Genomic DNA, 16,651 nt, shown 5'->3' with positions numbered 1-16,651 from the left:
GCGATGCGGGCCATCCCTCCGCCCGCTGTGACCGGCTGAGCGGGTCACCCCGCGTAGGGGTCCGCGATGCCGATGTACTGCGTCGTCGTGTACTCCGCGATGCCCTCGGCCCCGCCCTCCCGGCCGAGGCCGGACTGCTTGACGCCGCCGAACGGGGCCGCCGCGTTGGAGATGACGCCGGCGTTGAAGCCGACCATGCCGAACTCGATCTGCTCGGCCACGCGGAACATGCGCGCGTAGTCACGGGTGTAGAGGTACGAGGCCAGGCCGTACTCCGAGGCGTTGGCGAGGCGGATCGCCTCCTCCTCGGTCGCGAAGGTCGTGACCGGGGCGACGGGGCCGAAGATCTCGTTCCTGAGGATCTCGGCGTCGTTCGGGACATCCGCGAGGACGGTCGGGGCGTAGAAGTAGCCCTCGCCCTCCACCGGCGAGCCTCCGGTCGCCACCGTCGCGCCGGCGTCGACGGCCTGGGTCACGAGGGCGTGGACGTCCTTGCGCGCACCGCCATCGATGAGCGGGCCCACCTTCGACTCCGGCTCGGTGCCCCGGCCCAGGGTGAGGGCGCCCATGGCCGCAGCGAACTTGGCCGTGAACTCGGCGGCCACCGACTCCTGGACGAGGAAGCGGTTCGCAGCCGTGCAGGCCTCGCCCATGTTCCGCATCTTCGCCGCCATGGCGCCCTCCACGGCCTTGTCCAGGTCCGCGTCCTCGAAGACGATGAACGGCGCATTGCCGCCCAGCTCCATGGACGTGCGGAGGACGTTCTGGGCGGCGTCGGCGAGCAGGCGGCGCCCCACCGGCGTCGAGCCCGTGAAGGAGACCTTGCGCAGGCGGGAGTCCTTCATGAGCGGGCCGGAGATGCCGGACGCGCTCGAGGAGGACACCACATTGACCACCCCGGCCGGCACGCCGGCCTCGACCAGCACCGACGCGAACAGCTGCGTGGTCAGCGGGGTGAACTTGGCCGGCTTGATGATCACCGTGCAGCCCGCTGCGAGCGCCGGGCCCACCTTGCGGGTGGCCATGGCCAGCGGGAAGTTCCACGGCGTGATGAGGAGGCAGGGTCCCACCGGCTTGCGCTGGACGAGGATCTTGTTCTTGCCCTCCGGCGTCGTGACGTAGCGGCCGTAGTCGCGGACCGTCTCCTCGGAGAACCAGCGGAGGAACTCGGCCCCGTAGGTGACCTCGCCACGGGCCTCGGCGAGCGGCTTGCCCATCTCGAGGGTCATGAGGAGAGCGAAGTCCTCGGCGCGCTCGGTGACCAGGTCGAACGCGCGGCGGAGGATCTCGGCCCGCTCGCGCGGGGCGGTCCGGGCCCACGAGGCCTGCGCCGCGTCGGCGGCGTCGAGGGCCGCGACCGCGTCCTCGCTCGAAGCGTCCGCGATCGAGAGGAGGGTCTTCCCGGTGGCGGGGTCCTCGACGTCGAACGTCTTGCCGCCGGCGGCTTCACGCCACTCGCCGTTGATCAGCAGACCCGTCGGGACGGAGGCGAGCAGCTCCCGCTCGCGCTCAGGGGTGACAGCGGTGTTCTGGGACACGTCGGCTCCTTCTGGCAGCACGCTCGACAGCGAGCGTGAGTGGACTGATTCCACGCTAGGACGCGCCCGGCGCCCGTGTCCACGCATTACGGCACCACGATCACCCGACCGTACTGTGCAGGTGCACAGGGGGCTTCCGCGGAATCCCGGGGCTTCGACGCGCCGTCCCGACCCGTCAGCGGGCCGCGAGCACAGCGGCGTAGAGCTCCCGCTTGCTCGCGCCTGCCTCCTCGGCGACGAGCGCGACAGCCTCCTTGAGGCGGGTCCCCGCGGACACGAGCGCCTCGACTCCCTCCACAAGGTCTTCGACGCGTGCCGGCGCCGCCTCGGCTGCGCCCTCGACCACGACGGCGATCTCACCGCGCGGCTCGTTCGCCGCGGACCAGGCCGCCAGCTCGCCCGCGCTCCCGCGCAGCACTTCCTCGTAGGCCTTTGTCAGCTCCCGGCACACCGCGAGTCGGCGGTCGTCGCCGAACGCTGCGGCCACCGCCGCGAGCATGGCGCCCAGCCTGTGCGGCGCCTCGAAGAACACCATGGTCCGGCGCTCGTCACGGAGCTCGGCGAGCCGCTGGGCGCGCTCCCCGGCCTTGCGGGGCAGGAAGCCCTCGAAGCAGAAGCGGTCCGTGGGCAGGCCCGAGAGCGCGAGCGCTGTGAGCACGGCGGACGGCCCCGGCACCGCCGTCACGGTGAGCCCCTGGGCCACGGCGGCCTCCACGAGGCGGTACCCCGGGTCGGAGACCGCGGGCATGCCGGCGTCCGTCACGAGGAGCACCGTCCGACCGGCGCGCACATCCTCGAGCAGTTCGGGCGTCTTCGCGGCCTCGTTGTGCTCGTGGTAGCTCACGACCCGCCCCTTCGGGCGCACCCCGAGCCCCTGGACGAGCCGCTGGAGGCGGCGCGTGTCCTCCGCCGCGACGACGTCCGCCTCCGCGAGGAGCTCCACGAGACGGCGGCTCGCGTCGCCGAGGTTCCCGATCGGCGTTGCCGCGAGCACGACGGCGCCCGTCCCCCCGCGTTCTACGGCGGGCTCGGTCAGGGGTTCTCCAGGCTGGTGCACGCGCCAAGCCTACGCGAGCGGCACAGGACGGGACGGAGGGAGCGGCCCGGGGCGGGATCGGCGCAGGGCGGGAGGGAGCAGCGCAGGTAGCATGGGCCGGGATGAGCACTCCCACGCAGACCCGCGCGCAGAGAGCCGGGTGGAACTCGCCGCGCACGTGGCTCGTCCCGCCGTCTGGCTCCCAGACCCCGGATGCGCTGAGGGAGCGGCTCCTGGGCGGCATGGTCCCCCGGCGGGCCCTTCCCCGGGCCGAGCGGGTGCTCGTGTGGGCCGTCCCCCTCGCGGTGGGGCTCGTGGCGGCCGTGCTCCGGTTCACGGACCTGGGCCGCCCGCACGCGCTCGTCTTCGACGAGACCTACTACGTCAAGGACGCCTACTCCTACCTTGTCTCCGGGGTCGAGCGGAACTGGGCGGAGAAGGCCAACGAGCTGTTCGTGCGCGGGGACATGAGCGGACTCCTCGCCACCCCGGAGTACGTGGTCCACCCCCCGGTCGGGAAATGGATGATCGCGCTGGGGCTGGCACTCTTCGGTCCCGGGGACCCGTTCGGGTGGCGGTTCACGGCCGCGCTCGTGGGCACGCTCTCCGTCATGCTCACCGCGTGGGCGGCCCGGTCGCTCTTCCGCTCGCACACGCTCGCCGCTGCCGCGGGCCTGCTCCTGGCGGTGGACGGCCACCACCTCGTGCTCTCCCGCACCGGCATCCTGGACGTGTTCCTCTCGTTCTGGGTCCTCGCGGCGTTCTGCGCGCTCCTCGCTGACCGCGTGGACGGACGACGCCGGCTGGCCGCCCGCCTCGGCGGCCTCGCCTCCCCGGACGGCCGCCTCGCGCCCAGCGCCCTCGTGCTCGGTCCGTGGCTCGGCGTGCGGTGGTGGCGCATCGCGGCCGGGGTGTGCCTCGGCCTCGCCGTGGGCGTGAAGTGGTCGGCCCTCGCCTTCGTGGCGGCATTCGGCCTGCTCACGGTGCTCTGGGACGCCAGCGCGCGACGCACGGCCGGGATCCGCGCATGGCTGCCCGCCGCCGTCGTGCGCGATGCCCCCCTGGCCTTCGCCTCGATCGTGGCTGTCGGGGCGGCCGTCTACACGGCGACGTGGTGGGGGTGGTTCGCGTCCGGGGAGGGCTACTTCCGCACCTGGGCCGCGGAGCATCCTGACCCGGCATGGGCGTGGGTGCCCGAAGCCCTGCGCTCGCTGTGGCACTACCATTCGGAGGCCTATCGCTTCCACAGCGGCCTGTCCTCTCCGCACCCCTATGCCGCGAGCCCGTGGAGCTGGCTCGTGCAGGGGCGGCCCACGTCCTTCTACTACACGGAGCCCTCCGGGGCGTGCGGGACGGACCACTGCTCCTCCGCGGTCCTGGCGGTGGGCAACCCGCTCATCTGGTGGGCAGGGACCCTTGCCCTGGGTGTGGTGCTGCTGCTCTGGGCCGGGCGGCGGGACTGGCGCGCGGGAGCCGTCCTGGCCGGGGTCGCCGCCGGGTACCTGCCCTGGTTCTCGTTCCCGGACCGCACGATGTTCGCGTTCTACTCGGTCGCGTTCGAGCCGTACCTCGTGCTCGCGCTCACCCTGGCCCTCGGGCTCCTCCTCGGGCGGCCCGGGGCCCCCGCGTGGCGGCGGCAGGGAGGCTTCCTCGCCGTCGGAGTGTTCGTTCTCGCGGCACTGGCGGTCTCGGCCTACCTCGTGCCCCTCTGGACCGCGGAGCCCATCCCCTATCTGGAATGGCGGCTACGCCTGTGGATGCCCAGCTGGACGTGAGGAGCCCATGACACCGGCCACCCCGAACGCCCTGCGCCGTGAGGCCTCGACCCCGGCCTCGGTCGGGACGCGGCCTGACTGCACGGCGACGCTCCTGCTCGAGAGGGCCGCTGCCGCCCCGGACGCGCCGCTCTTCGCCCGCCCTACAGCCCAGGGCTGGACGGACGTGGGTGCAGCAGACTTCCTCGACGAGGTCCGGGCGCTCGCGAGAGGGCTCATCGCCGCCGGGACCGGGCCGGGCGACCGCATCGCCATCATGTCCGCCTCGAGCTATGCGTGGGCGCTGGCAGACTTCGCGGTGTGGTTCGCCGGCGGTGTCACCGTCCCCCTGGATCCGAGCGCGCCCCCCGAGCAGATCACCGCCGTCCTCTCCGATGCGCGGGTGCGCCGCGTGTTCGTCGAGGACGCCAGCCTCGCTCGGGCTGTCGACGAGGCGGTGGCGGCGGCGCCCGCTCTCGGCGACGGCTGGCTGCCAGTCACCCTCATGGACGACGACGCCGAGGGCGCCACCCTGCGCAGCCTCGCCGGCCCCGGGCTCGGGGTCTCGGATGCCGAGCTCGAACGGCACCGCTCCGCTGCCCGGGCGGATTCCGCGGCAACGCTCGTGTACCCGACCGGCGCCGAGAGGGCGGGCGGCCCCCACGAGGTCACCCATGGCCGCCTCACGGGGGGCGCGCTCAACCTCGCCGCCCTCCTGCCTGACGTCGTGGGCGCCGGTGCGAGGACCCTCCTGTTCCTCCCGCTTGACCAGCTCCTCGCCCGCACGGTCCAGATCACCTGCGTGGCTGGCGGAGCCGTCATCGGCCACTGCCGCGCCCAGGAGCGCGCAGCGGACCTCGCAGCCTTCCGCCCCACGTTCCTCCTCGCGGTCCCACGGGTCCTCGAGACGGGCTACGCCACGGCCCGGGCGCGCGCCGGCGAGGGCGTCCGCGGGGCCGTCTTCGAACGTGCCGCGGACACGGCGCGGGAGTATTCGGCCGCACTGGCCGCCGCTGCGGCGGGCCACGGCGAGGGACCCGGACGGAGGCTCCGGGCCCGCCATGCGGTGTTCGACCGCCTCGTCTACCGGGCCCTCAGGGCCGGGTTCGGCGGGTCACTGGCCACGGTCGTCTCCGGGCCCGGGAGCCTGGACCCGGGGCTCATCCACTTCTTCCGCGGTGCGGGCATCGAGGTGCTCGAAGCCAGTCGCCTCGGCCTGCTCGATGACGAGGGCTTCCTGAGCGTCCTCGGGCTCGCAGACCGCCAGGCAGCGGAAAGCTAGGCAGCGGGCCCCGCCTCGTCCGAACCGCTCTCCTCGAGGGCAGTGCCGCCGTCGTCCTCGCGGACGCGCCGGGGCCACGTGAAGACGGCGATGAGAACAGCGGTCACGAAGGTCAGGACGGCGATCGCGAGGGCCGCGTCGATCCAGAACTGGCCGGGGAACAGCCGGATGAGCGTGTCCTCGAGACTGAAGGTCCACGTGCCGTCCGCGAAGAAGATGCGGTGGAACTCCGTGAAGAACTGCTGCCAGCCCAGCAGGCCGAGCACGGCGAGGGCGACCACGAGGAAGACCGTCACGAGCGATCCCGCGAACAGCCCGCGGGCGAACGCCCCCCGCGTGCGCCGGATCGCGAGGTAGACCACCACGAAGAAGACCAGGAGGGCCGCCCCGGCGCCGTAGGCCGAGAGGACCACGAGCTTGACGTCCGCCATGTGCGCCACCTCCCGCTCGCTGAAGAGCTTCTCGCCGCTGGCGAGCACGAGGTCCCCCAGATAGCGGGGGGAGGCGAAGTTGGCGAGGTAGTCCACGGCATACGAGCCGTAGGTGAGCCGGTCCTCCGACGAGAAGCCGTACCCGTCTCCGGGGAAGCCGGGGCGGAAGTACTCCGCCCACAGGAACACCGGGCTCGCGACGGCACGGACGGCCCCGATGAGGATGAGGAACGGCAGCAGCATCGCCATGAACACCTGCGTCACGCGCGGTGCCACGGGTTTGGCCCGCGCGGCAGCCTCACGCTCGGCGCGGCGACGCTCCACGTCCTCCGCCGGAGGCCGCATGTTGAGTGCACTCGTGTGCGCCGGCAGTTCGTGGTCTGGGGCGCCGGCCGGGCCGCCAAGGCCCCCAGAGGGGCCGTCGGTGAGTCCGCCTGCAGGCGGATCTGCCGCCGCCCCGTTGCGGGCACCCGAGGCCGCATGCCGGCCCACTCCGCCGCCTCGGCGCAGGCGCTCGCCAGCGGGACCACCCCCGGCTGGGGAGTCGTCGGGGCCCGTCTGCGGGTCCTGTCCGGTTCGTCTGTCGGTCAACACTGCCACCGTCCACTCACGGCCCGGGGGGCCTTCTGCAAGCATGGTCTGCTCCAACCGTACCGGCTGGCCGGAGTGGCCCCTGACCATGGAGCCGGGTGTGACTGAAGCGTTATGGCACTGTACCCGCCGGCACCGCTGGCGCCGTCACCGCTTGGCGTAGGTGTTCCAGTCCATGTTCCAGTCGCCCCAGCCCTCAAGCGGCTCGACAGCGGGGGCGCCCGTGTTGAGGGTCTGGACGACGTCTCCGGGCTTGAACGTGTTGAAGAACCAGGCCGCGTCCGCGGGGAGGAGCCCGACGCACCCGTGCGAGACGTTGCGGACGCCCACGGAGGAGTACGCGGACGGCAGCGCCTGGTGCACGTACACGCCCGAGGTGGTGAGCCGGTTCGCGTGTTCGACCGTCAGAGGCGGGTAGTAGCCCTTGTCGCCGGGCTTGAGGCCGATGCTGCCGGCGTTGAACTTCGAGCGGCGCTGCTGCTCCATGATGGGCGCGTAGCCCGTGGGCGAGAGCCAGTCGGGCTCCCCGAGCGTGACTGGGAATGTCTTGACGTGGGCGCCGTTGATGTACACCTTCATGGTCTTGGTCCGGTCATCGACCACCGCGAGCCGCGTGGGACCGGTCTTGAAGCTCACGTCGGCGTTGAAGTTGCCCACCATGCCGTTGCCGAACTCCACGCCGAAGAGCTTGAGGGAGATGCGCACGGTGGAGTTGGGCGCCCAGAAGGCCTTGGGGCGGATGCGCACCATCCGGTCGCTGTACCAGTGCCACTTGACGGCCTGCTTGGACGTCGAGGTGATCTTGACCGCCTTCTCGACCTCGGCCTTGTTCAGCACGGGCTCGCTGAAGGTGATCTGGATCGGCTGGCCCGTCCCGACCGTGGAGCCGTTCTCCGGGAACACGGCCGCGTCGGCCTCGTTCGCGGTCGTCACGGTGTGGAACGACTGCTTCTTCGCGGTCTCGCGCCCTGCACCGTCGGCGAGCGTGAACTCGTAGGTGTACGCCGTGTTGAAGGCGAGCGGCTCGGTGGCCGTCCACGTCGTGCCGTCGGCGCTCGTCTCGCCCGGCACCACGGCGCCCGCAGAGTCGGCAAGGCGGACCCAGACCACCGTGCCGTTGATGGCCTTGACCTGCGGGATCACGGCGGGGTTGACCTCGGCAGCGCCGTCCGTGGGGGTGACGCCGAGCTCGAGCGGCTTGACGACCGGGACGACGAGGCCGGGCTCCGAGCGCACCGGGCTCGCGGCCTCCGACGTCGGTGCGGGGCGCGCCCAGGTGGGTGATGTGGCCACTCCTGCCGCACCCCCGAGCACACCGACGACGAGCAGGGATGCGAGCCCGATCTTCGCCCCTCGGCCCATCCCCGTCCGGTCACCCATGGCTGTCCCCCGTCTCTCGCGCGCCTCGCCTCCAGGGCGGGCAAATCCTCCATCAAGGGTACGGCAGGCCGGCGCGCGCCCCGGTCACGTCCCGACCACGGTCGGGAGACGATTCCGGCGCGCGCGCCCGTTTCCGGCAGGGGGTTCAGTACCGGTACTGGTCAGACTTGTACGGTCCTGCGGCGTCGATCCCGAGGTACTCCGCCTGCTCCTTGGTCAGCTCGCTCAGCTCCACGCCGAGCGCATCCAGGTGCAGGCGCGCCACCTTCTCGTCGAGGATCTTCGGCAGGACGTAGACCTGGTTGGCATACTCGCCCTGCTCGCGCTTCGTCCAGAGCTCGATCTGGGCGATCGTCTGGTTGGTGAACGAGTTGCTCATCACGAACGAGGGGTGGCCTGTGGCGTTCCCGAGGTTCAGGAGCCTGCCCTCCGAGAGGACGATGACCGAGTGCTCGGCGGTGGAGCCGTCGCCTGCCGCAGGGAACACCCACTCGTGCACCTGAGGCTTGATCTCCACCTTGCCGATGCCCGGGACCTTCGCGAGCCCGGCCATATCGATCTCGTTGTCGAAGTGGCCGACATTGCCGACGATGGCCTTGTCCTTCATCTGGGCCATGTGCGAGGCCATGATGATGTCCTTGCCGCCGGTCGTGGTGATGAAGATGTCCCCGACCCCGACGACGCTCTCGAGGCGCGAGACCTGGTAGCCGTCCATCGCCGCCTGGAGCGCGCAGATGGGGTCGATCTCGGTGACGATGACGCGCGCGCCCTGGCCCCGCAGTGCCTCCGCGGCGCCCTTGCCCACGTCACCGTAGCCGCAGACCACCGCGACCTTGCCGCCGATGAGGACGTCGGTGGCGCGGTTGATCCCATCGGGGAGCGAGTGGCGGATGCCGTACTTGTTGTCGAACTTCGACTTGGTCACGGCGTCATTGACGTTGATCGCCGGGAACAGCAGACTGCCCTGCTCGGCGAGCTGGTAGAGGCGGAGGACGCCAGTGGTGGTCTCCTCGGAGACACCCTTGATCCCGGCGGCGATCCTCGTCCATTTCTTCGGGTCACGCGCCTGGCCCGCCCGCAGGACGTCGAGGATGATGCGGTACTCCTCGGGGTCGTCCTCGGATGCCTGCGGGACCGCTCCCGCGGCCTCGAACTCGGCGCCCTTGTGCACGAGCAGGGTCGCATCCCCGCCGTCGTCCAGGATCATGTTCGGGCCGAGCGAAGGGTCTTCCGCAGCGCCGGGCCAGGTGAGGATCTGCTCGGCCGTCCACCAGTACTCGTCGAGCGTCTCGCCCTTCCATGCGAAGACCGGGATGCCGTTGGGCTCCTCGGCCGTGCCGGATCCGACGACGACGGCCGCGGCCGCCTCGTCCTGGGTCGAGAAGATGTTGCACGAGGCCCAGCGGACCTCGGCGCCGAGTGCGGCAAGGGTCTCGATGAGGACCGCGGTCTGGACCGTCATGTGGAGGGACCCTGCGATCCGCGCGCCCTTGAGCGGCTGGGACGGGCCGTACTCCTCGCGCAGGGCCATGAGCCCCGGCATCTCGTGCTCGGCCAGGCGGATCTGGTGCCGGCCTGCCTCGTGGAGGGAGATGTCGGCAACCTTGTACTCGAGGGTCATGCGTGCTCCTGGACGGTGCGGGAATCGGTCGTGTGCTCGGGGACCAGCAGGACGGGGATGCCGTCCTCAATCGCGTACTCGGGCACGGAACCGTCCGCGCCGACCGCGGTGGCGACGAGGGCATCGCCCTTCTGGACGAGGGCGGATCCCGTCTGCGGGCACCGGAGCACTGCAAGCAGCGAGGGGCTGAGATTCGGCATGGGCACTAGCCTACAGCCGCGTCCAGCGGCAGGAGCGAGCCGGTCGCCCGTGCGCGGCGGGATGAGGGGGCAGGCTTAGAACGGCTCGCGCAGGAGGCGCAGGTGGCGGCGGGAGAGGAGCTCCGTGCCCGGAGGTGCCTCGAGCGGGGGGCGGGCAGTGCGCTCGGGGGCCTGCTCGGCCTGCTCGGGCTTGGGCTCCGGGTCGCGGAGGGCCTCTGCGATGGCGAGGAGGTCGTCCGCGCTGGCCGGCGGCTGGGCCGGCACGGCGAGCCGCAGGACCTCCCACCCGCGCGGCACGGTGAGCCGCTCGGCGTGCATCGCGCAGAGGTCGTAGCTGTGGGGCTCCGCGAAGGTCGCGAGCGGGCCGAGCACGGCGGTGGAGTCAGCGTAGACGTACGTGAGTGTGGCCACCGCGGCCAGGCGGCAGGCAGATCGAGAACATTGGCGTAGTGGGCCCACGGCACAGCACACTACCGCGCCGTGGACGCCGGACGGGACATTGGGCACGCCACCGCCGCCCGCGCGCCGCGGTCCGGAGCGCACGTCCGTCCCCGGATGCCCGACGCGGAACCTGGCTCGCCCGCCGTGCCGGAGGAGACTACAGTCGATACATGCAGGATCGTCCGTTCCCCCCGTCGCCGGAGCCTTCACCGGGACCCGGGCCGGGGCACAGCCTCACCGTCCGGTCAGTTCCGGAGGCGGGCGCAGGGCCCGCGGGAACTGGCGCGGGCCGAGGACGCCGCAGCTTCCGATCGCGGCGCCGCGATCGGCACGGCCGCGGCCTCCGCGGCGAGATCCTCCCCTCTGTCCTCCCGGCAAGCCGGACCCGTGCGGAACGGTTCGAGGACTGGGTGTTCGATGCAGCCGACCGCCTGCAGGAGCTGCGGGGCTCGGAGCTCGACGGCGTGGAGTACGCAGTCGAGGAGATCCCGCCCGGCCTCGAGCGGCTGCTCCGCGAGGGCGGCCGTCCAGCACAGGGCCGGTACACGCCCGGCGGACGCGGCCGCGCGCCCCGCATCACCGTCTACCGGAGGGTCGTCGAGACGGCCGCCGGAAGCCCGGCCGAGGCCCAGGAGCTGGTCCACGACGTGGTGGTGGAGTACACGGCGCTCATGCTCAACGTCGCCCCCGAGACCCTCGACCCGTACTACCGCGGGCTGCACTGAGGCCTTTCGGCAGCCCGGGCATCCCGGCAGCCGGGGCAGTGGTCAGTAGCCGAGGCTGACAGGCAGGGCCGGGGTCCCGGCCGCAGGCGGCACGAACGCCGCCTCCGCCATCGAGGTCCCCCGCCCGATCAGGACGAACGTGCCGAAGGCCGGGTCCCCCGAAGCGTCCACGACATAGGCGACCACGGGAGAACCGCCAGCCTCCTCCGCAGCCTCGAGGACCGCCGTCGTGCCTCCCTCGACGTCGAGGGAGACAGGCGCATGCCTGCGGCCGTCCTCGGTGACCGGGACCGCACGGATGGCTGCCCGCCCCTCGGGGACTCCGAAGACGAGGGCCCGCGTGCCGTCGCGGCCCACGGGCACCACGTGGCTGTCGCCCAGCCGGACGGCCGCGCCTGGGGCGGTGAAGTCGAGGACCTTCGTGCCGTCTGTCCCCCGGGGGACGCGGGCCCCGGCCGTGAACGACACATCCGCGGTCGCCGAGACGCTGTACGTCCCGGCCGGCAGACCGGCCAGCGGGACCTCGGTGACAGTGCCGGCCTTCGCCGTCACCACGCCGCCGCCGGGCAGCGGCACCGGCCCGCTCCTTCCGTACACCTTCAGCTGCACAACCGCGTCCACCGCACCCGGGACGGTCAGCTGGACGGCGGGGGCGGCGTCCTCGAACCCGGGCTCGGCGGCGAGCCTGCGCACGGCGCCCGGGTCCTGCAGCTCGAGGCCCGTGACAGTCTGGCTCGGGGCGGGGGCGGCGGCCGGCGTGAGGAACTCCACCCCGCCCGGGACGAGGCCCCGGAGGGTCGACTGCTGGACCGACGCGGCCACGGGGCCGCCCGTGCTGCGCACCCGCACCGAGAGGTTCCTCTGGTCGGGCACGAACGCGGAGAGGACGAGCGAGGTCGACCCGCCCGGCTTGACCTGGAGGCCGCGGCTGCCTGGCGGGGCCTGGGCAAGCACCTCGTCGCCGTAGAACTCGAGGCTCACGGTCGCGGGTGTGGTGCTGGAGTTGGTCAGGGTGAGCACCGAGGTGCGGCCGACGAGGGTCGAGGCGCCGACGATCCACTGGTCGTTGGCGGGCGCAGTGCACGCCGCCGCCGCGAGCCCCACGAGGTCGCCGTCTCCGGCGGAGAAGGCCATGAAGGCGCCCGCGGACGGGGCGGTCTCCCCCTCGGCGCGCGCCGTGAAGGCCAGCGGGCCGGTGGCCCGCTGGCCGGCGACCACCGATGCCCGGGGCTGGCTCGCCGAGCCGGCGGGTGCCTTGGATCCGGGCACGGAGCGGATGGCCTGGCCTTCCGGGGCGGCGAGCTCGAGCGGCGGGACAGTCCCGGTGGGTCCCGAGAGGACCGCTCCGGTCACGGAGCTCGCGGCAATCGTGCTGTCCGGGCTGAACTCGGCATCGCCGTCCACGGGCGTGCCCTTGAGGAGCTGCGCGGGGCCGCGGCAGGCCCTCACTGTGTCCCCTGCCGGGACCTCCGCCATCCGGGGCCCCGAGTCCGTGAGCGACGCCGGGACCGGGAGCGCAGACCCTGCGGCCGCGAGACCGCCGCCGATGAGCACGATGAGCCCTCCGACGGTCGCAGCGGCTGCTGCTCGGGCGCGCCGGCGCGCTCCGACGCTCGATCCGTCCGTCCCGGAACGGCCTGTGCGCGCCTCGCGGGAGCCCTTCGGATGCTCAGACGCGGGCTTCGTCACGGCGTGCCTCCTTCTCCTGGTCCTCGGAAACGGGGGGCACTGCGCGCCCTGGTCTCGGCATGGCGCTGCGCTCGGCGCTGGTCGGTCCGGCCCCCGGCCGGGGAGGCCGGGGGCCCAGGCCGGTCCCGGTGGCGTGGCGCCTCGCCCGGGCCGGGACCGAGAGCAGGAGCGTCACCCCGAAGACCGCGGCCGCGAGCACCGCGAGCGGCACGGCGGCCGGGTGGTCGTAGCGCACGTCGAGGTGTCCGCCCGCGGCGGGGAGCACGAACCCCTGGGCCCATCCGCTCGGTGACGCCTTGAGCGGTCGGCCGTCGAGAGTCGCAGACCAGCCGGGCGCAGTCCTCTCGGCCAGCACGAGGCGGCGCCCCTCAGTGCCGGCAGGCACGTAGGACGAGACGCGCTGGGGCCCGGAGGGCACGAAGGCCACGGTGGCCCCGGCGGCATCCACGATGCGGGCACGGTGCGCGATGGCGAGGCCGTCCGCCGCCGTGCCCGACCGGGGAGTGACGCGCCACAGCCAGCCGGCCTCGGTGCGGCCCACAGCGACGAGGCCGGGGACCGCATCGATCCGGGCGGCCGTGGACGCATCGGCGCCGTTGCGCTCCTGGAGGACCACGAAGCCCACCGCCAGCTGCTCGAGCCGTTCCCCCGGGTCGACTCCCTGGGCTGCGGCGATCGTGGCGACCGCCTCGCGGACGGCGGCGTCAGCGCCGTCGTCGTCCGCGACCCGCTCCGAGCCCCAGGGGCCGACCACGCCGCTCGCAGCGGCGGTGGCGGACAGGGCGTCTGCGGTTGTGCCGCCGCCGCGCATGAGCGCCGCGCTGAAGCCGCCGGCGTCCGTGCTGCGCAGGACGAGGGTGCGCGTCTGCTGCAGTCCCTCGCCGAGGTCGGAGGCGGTGGCGGGCAGCGTGCGCTCGCGTGCGGGGGAGACGAGGACCTCGGGGCCCAGCGCGCCGGCGACCGGGGCGGCCGGCATGAGGCCGGCTGCTCCCCAGTGCGCGAGCGCGGCGACGGGACCGAGGGCCACGAGCACCGCTGCGACGGCAGTCGCAGCGGTGCCGAGCCGCGGCCGGGCGTCCCCGGAGGAGGGGCGCGCGGCCGCCTCCCGGCGGTATTCGAGGAGCCTGTCCGCCCCGAGCGCGCCCGCAGCGAGGAGCGCGAGGACACCGGCTCCCACGGCCGGTCCGGCGAAGGGGGCCGCGAGCGAGTCGCCCGCGACGGCCGTGGGGAGGCGCGAGATGCCCCACGCGAAGGCGAAGGAGACGACGGCGGCGGCAAGGAACGAGCGTGCCGCGGCACCGCGGCGCCCGGTCAGGAGCACGGCTGCCGCCGCGGCTGCGGCGAGCACCGGGACCCCGAGCGCGAGCGCGGCGACGAGCGACCAGGGCACACCTGCGGGAAGCGACGCGAGGCCCGCGAGCGGTGCCCCCGGCTCGAACCAGCTCGGCTGGCCCAGCACGAGCTGCCAGGGCTCCGGCGCCCCGTACGGGAGCGGGAGCCCAGGATCGGTGATCCATGCCCGCGGGTCCTCGGGCGCGGCCGTCCACACCGGGAGCGCGAGCGCGGCGGACGGGACGAGCGACCACCACAGCGTGCGAGCGCGAGCCCGCAGCGCGAGGGAGGCCGCGGCCACGAGGACGGCCGCGAGGACCAGCAGGGACGGGGAGCCGGCCGTTGCGACGGCGAGCGCGAGCCCCCCGGCAGCGGCTGCCGTCCACGAGGGGGTGCCGCCCGAGCCGGGGCGGGGGACGTGGTGCGCCCCGAGGGTGCCGCGGACGCGTGCGCCGCCGACGGCACGGAGCATCCCGAGCGCAGCCCACGGAAGGGCAGCGTGCGCCACCGCGGCGCCGAGACGGCCCTCGGCGAGAGCCGAGAGGAGGGCCGGGGCGGACGCCCAGACGAGCGCGGCGAGGACCCTCGGAGCGCGGTGGCCGGTGAACGCGGCCGCGAAGGCCCACGCGCCGATGGCCGCCGCGGGAGCTGCGATGAGGAGCGCGATGACGACAGCCCGGTTCGTCTCGCCGAGGCCGAGGGCGCCGAGAAGGACGAGCACGGCATCGAAAGGGTCGCCGTGGCCGGGCTCGCCGGCCCCGATCTGGGCCCACCAGGCGGTGGCGTTCGCGACGATGTCCGAGAGGTCCGGCGAGACCGGCAGGAGGGCGCCCCCCGAGGCCGCGTCGGCGCCCAGGAGCGGAAGGAATGCGAGGGCCGAGGCGAGCAGGGCCACGCCGGCGACCACGAGGGCGCCGGTCCCTGCCCAGCCGCGGGCGGCGACCGCGAGGGCCGCGAAGTCGTGCTGCGAGTCCCCCGTGGGCTCGCTCATCCCCTCGGCGCTGCCGGTTCCGTCTCCGATCACCGAGTCCGTCTCCGCGGCCGTCGACTCGAGGAGGGCGCGGCGGTGCGCCCAGATCTCGGAGCGCGACGTGGTGAGGGCGAGCGGCACCGAGCGGGACACCTTCCGCGTCCTCGCCGCGCGCCGCCGCCCGCGGACGAGGTGCCCCAGGGCGCCGAGGCCGGCAAGGCTCGCGCCGAGGCGGGCCATGCCGAGGCCGGGCTCTTTGAGCACGATTCCCGCGAGGAGCTGCCAGAGCCCCCCGAGCAGTGCGCCGACCGCCTGGAAGGGCAGCTGCCACCATGGGGCGTGCTTGAGGCGCGAGTAGACCTCTGCGCGCCGGGCGGCGAAGGCGGCGCCGGCGGCCTCGGGGCGATCCACCCGGTAGAGGCGCGCCGATGGGACGACGACGACGCGGTGCCCCGCGAGCCTCGCGCGCCAGCACAGGTCGATGTCGTCACCGGAGGCAGGGAGCGCGGGGTCGAATCCGCCCAGCTGCTCCCACACGTCCCGCCGCACGAGCATGCCCGCCGAGTTCACGGCGAAGACGTCGCTCCGCGCATCGTGCTGGCCCTGGTCCTGCTCGTCGATGTCGATGAGCGCTAGCCGCTCGGCCCAGCGGCTCACCGAGAGCCCGACGTCGAGGAGACGCCGGGGCTCGTCGGCGTCGAGCTGCTTGCAGCCGGCGACCGCCACGCTCGGCGCTCGCTCGACAGCCGCGAGGAGCTCGGCGAGCGCATCGGGCGCGGGCGCGGAGTCGTCGGCCAGGAGCCAGAGCCATTCGTGCTCCGCGCCCTGCCCTGCGGGAACGAGCGCCTCCACCGCCCGCCGCACGGCGCCGCCGAAGCCGCCGGGCGTCCGGGCGGCGGTGACGTTCGCGCTGCCGAGGCGCTCGCGCAGGACCTCGGCCGCCCCGTCGCGGGATCCCGCGTCCACCCCGACGACGGCGTCGGCTGGGCGGGTCTGGGCCGCGAGCGCGGCGAGGGTCGTGCGGAGGTGCGGGGCGCCGTCGTGCGCGACGACGACCGCGGTGACGTTCACGGACTCCAGGGTCAGACCGCCCGCTTGCGCAGCCGGCGCCGCTCGCGCTCGGACAGGCCGCCCCAGATGCCGAAGCGCTCGTCATTGGCGAGCGCGTACTCGAGGCACTGGGCACGGACCGTGCAGGAGCCGCAGACCTTCTTGGCGTCCCGGGTCGAACCGCCCTTCTCGGGGAAGAACGCCTCGGGGTCGGTCTGGGCGCACAGGGCCTCTGCCTGCCAGGCGAGCTCGCCCTCTTCGGGCTCCCCCGGCTGGACGAGGTCCAGCATGATCGGGCGCGGAGTGTGCTCCTCGGGGCTTGCGAGCAGGGCAAGCGCCCGCTCCACGGCCTCGTCGGCCGGCATCTCGTCGAGGCCGTCCGCCTCGTCGTCGTCTTCGTCGTGTGCCGCGAGGAAGGCGGTGGCCGCGTCCTCGAGAGTGGCGACGCTCTGGATCTGGTACTTACCCTGGGCCTCTGGATCGGCTGGGTCCACATACCAATCCGCGGGAATCCCGCGCGATCGGAAGCTCTCCGACGCCTGCCCTGCCACAGCTGTTTCGAACGTGTACTGGATACGCTCCGCCTGTCCCACGGTGCTCCTCCTCTGGTC

General features: G+C 73.5%; 13 protein-coding genes. 3 read left to right on the top strand and 10 right to left on the bottom strand.

The annotated features are described in order from the left end of the window. Positions 1-44 precede the first annotated feature (44 nt). Both ABCQ75_RS00405 and rsmI read right to left on the bottom strand, forming a co-directional pair. Positions 45-1,625 carry an NAD-dependent succinate-semialdehyde dehydrogenase gene (locus ABCQ75_RS00405; RefSeq protein ID WP_427916011.1) on the bottom strand — a complete coding sequence of 527 codons (1,581 nt, stop codon included), beginning with the start codon at positions 1,623-1,625 and terminating at the stop codon, positions 45-47. An 88-nt stretch (positions 1,626-1,713) separates the two neighbouring features. Beyond that, positions 1,714-2,595 carry a 16S rRNA (cytidine(1402)-2'-O)-methyltransferase gene (gene rsmI / locus ABCQ75_RS00400; RefSeq protein ID WP_345882401.1) on the bottom strand — a complete coding sequence of 294 codons (882 nt, stop codon included), beginning with the start codon at positions 2,593-2,595 and terminating at the stop codon, positions 1,714-1,716. A gap of 101 nt (positions 2,596-2,696) precedes the next feature. Here rsmI and ABCQ75_RS00395 point away from each other — a divergent pair, with 101 nt between their 5' ends. Together ABCQ75_RS00395 and ABCQ75_RS00390 are read left to right on the top strand one after the other, a co-directional pair. Beyond that, a complete protein-coding gene (locus ABCQ75_RS00395; RefSeq protein ID WP_345882399.1) occupies positions 2,697-4,349 on the top strand; it encodes a dolichyl-phosphate-mannose--protein mannosyltransferase in 1,653 nt (550 codons plus the stop codon). 7 nt (positions 4,350-4,356) lie between these two features. After that, positions 4,357-5,610 (top strand): AMP-binding protein, encoded by a 1,254-nt coding sequence (locus ABCQ75_RS00390; protein WP_345882397.1) that lies wholly within the window; start codon positions 4,357-4,359, stop codon positions 5,608-5,610. On the opposite strand, the gene ABCQ75_RS00385 is transcribed toward ABCQ75_RS00390, so the two are convergent. From ABCQ75_RS00385 to ABCQ75_RS00365, 5 genes are all read right to left on the bottom strand, one after another. Then, positions 5,607-6,386: a TIGR01906 family membrane protein gene (locus ABCQ75_RS00385; RefSeq protein WP_345882396.1), complete on the bottom strand. Its 780-nt coding sequence runs from the start codon at positions 6,384-6,386 to the stop codon at positions 5,607-5,609. The two genes, ABCQ75_RS00390 and ABCQ75_RS00385, sit on opposite strands and share 4 nt — an antisense overlap. A 393-nt stretch (positions 6,387-6,779) precedes the next feature. Further along, positions 6,780-8,012: a L,D-transpeptidase gene (locus tag ABCQ75_RS00380; RefSeq protein ID WP_345882395.1), complete on the bottom strand. Its 1,233-nt coding sequence runs from the start codon at positions 8,010-8,012 to the stop codon at positions 6,780-6,782. Between the two features lie 145 nt (positions 8,013-8,157). Further along, positions 8,158-9,633, bottom strand: coding sequence for an adenosylhomocysteinase (gene ahcY / locus ABCQ75_RS00375; RefSeq protein ID WP_345882394.1), 1,476 nt, complete (start codon positions 9,631-9,633; stop codon positions 8,158-8,160). Continuing rightward, the gene (locus tag ABCQ75_RS00370; protein ID WP_345882393.1) at positions 9,630-9,833 is read right to left on the bottom strand and encodes a Trm112 family protein; all 204 of its coding nucleotides are present in this window, start codon (positions 9,831-9,833) and stop codon (positions 9,630-9,632) included. Before ABCQ75_RS00370 ends, ahcY begins: the two co-directional genes overlap by 4 nt. A gap of 75 nt (positions 9,834-9,908) precedes the next feature. Next, on the bottom strand, positions 9,909-10,292 hold the full coding sequence (locus ABCQ75_RS00365; protein ID WP_345882392.1) for a DUF3499 domain-containing protein: 384 nt from the start codon (positions 10,290-10,292) through the stop codon (positions 9,909-9,911). Between the two features lie 392 nt (positions 10,293-10,684). On the opposite strand from ABCQ75_RS00365, the gene ABCQ75_RS00360 reads away from it, so the two are divergent. Further along, positions 10,685-10,999 (top strand): metallopeptidase family protein, encoded by a 315-nt coding sequence (locus tag ABCQ75_RS00360; RefSeq protein WP_345882391.1) that lies wholly within the window; start codon positions 10,685-10,687, stop codon positions 10,997-10,999. Between the two features lie 42 nt (positions 11,000-11,041). Here ABCQ75_RS00360 and ABCQ75_RS00355 read toward each other — a convergent pair whose 3' ends face one another. From ABCQ75_RS00355 to ABCQ75_RS00345, 3 genes are read right to left on the bottom strand one after another with little or no spacing between them, the layout of a single operon-like run. Beyond that, a complete protein-coding gene (locus tag ABCQ75_RS00355) occupies positions 11,042-12,688 on the bottom strand; it encodes a DUF5719 family protein (RefSeq protein ID WP_345882390.1) in 1,647 nt (548 codons plus the stop codon). Then, a complete protein-coding gene (locus ABCQ75_RS00350; RefSeq protein ID WP_345882389.1) occupies positions 12,669-16,061 on the bottom strand; it encodes a glycosyltransferase in 3,393 nt (1,130 codons plus the stop codon). The genes ABCQ75_RS00355 and ABCQ75_RS00350 overlap by 20 nt, the downstream gene beginning before the upstream one ends. Positions 16,062-16,072: 11 nt before the next feature. Further along, positions 16,073-16,633, bottom strand: a complete 561-nt coding sequence (locus ABCQ75_RS00345) for a WhiB family transcriptional regulator (RefSeq protein ID WP_345882387.1) — start codon at positions 16,631-16,633, stop codon at positions 16,073-16,075. Positions 16,634-16,651 lie beyond the last annotated feature (18 nt).

The sequence above is a fragment of the Sinomonas halotolerans genome (genome assembly GCF_039615075.1).
Lineage (GTDB): Bacteria > Actinomycetota > Actinomycetes > Actinomycetales > Micrococcaceae > Sinomonas > Sinomonas halotolerans.
The sequence above is the reverse complement of the archived record's forward strand: the minus strand, read 5'-3'. Positions and strand labels throughout refer to the sequence as shown.

Coding starts and splice junctions, on each gene's coding strand:
- ABCQ75_RS00405 (WP_427916011.1), bottom strand. CDS start 1,625: ATGCGTGGACACGGGCGCCGGGCGCGTCCTAGCGTGGAATCAGTCCAC.
- ABCQ75_RS00395 (WP_345882399.1), top strand. CDS start 2,697: ATGAGCACTCCCACGCAGACCCGCGCGCAGAGAGCCGGGTGGAACTCG.
- ABCQ75_RS00390 (WP_345882397.1), top strand. CDS start 4,357: ATGACACCGGCCACCCCGAACGCCCTGCGCCGTGAGGCCTCGACCCCG.
- ABCQ75_RS00385 (WP_345882396.1), bottom strand. CDS start 6,386: ATGCGGCCTCCGGCGGAGGACGTGGAGCGTCGCCGCGCCGAGCGTGAG.
- ABCQ75_RS00380 (WP_345882395.1), bottom strand. CDS start 8,012: ATGGGTGACCGGACGGGGATGGGCCGAGGGGCGAAGATCGGGCTCGCA.
- ahcY (WP_345882394.1), bottom strand. CDS start 9,633: ATGACCCTCGAGTACAAGGTTGCCGACATCTCCCTCCACGAGGCAGGC.
- ABCQ75_RS00370 (WP_345882393.1), bottom strand. CDS start 9,833: ATGCCGAATCTCAGCCCCTCGCTGCTTGCAGTGCTCCGGTGCCCGCAG.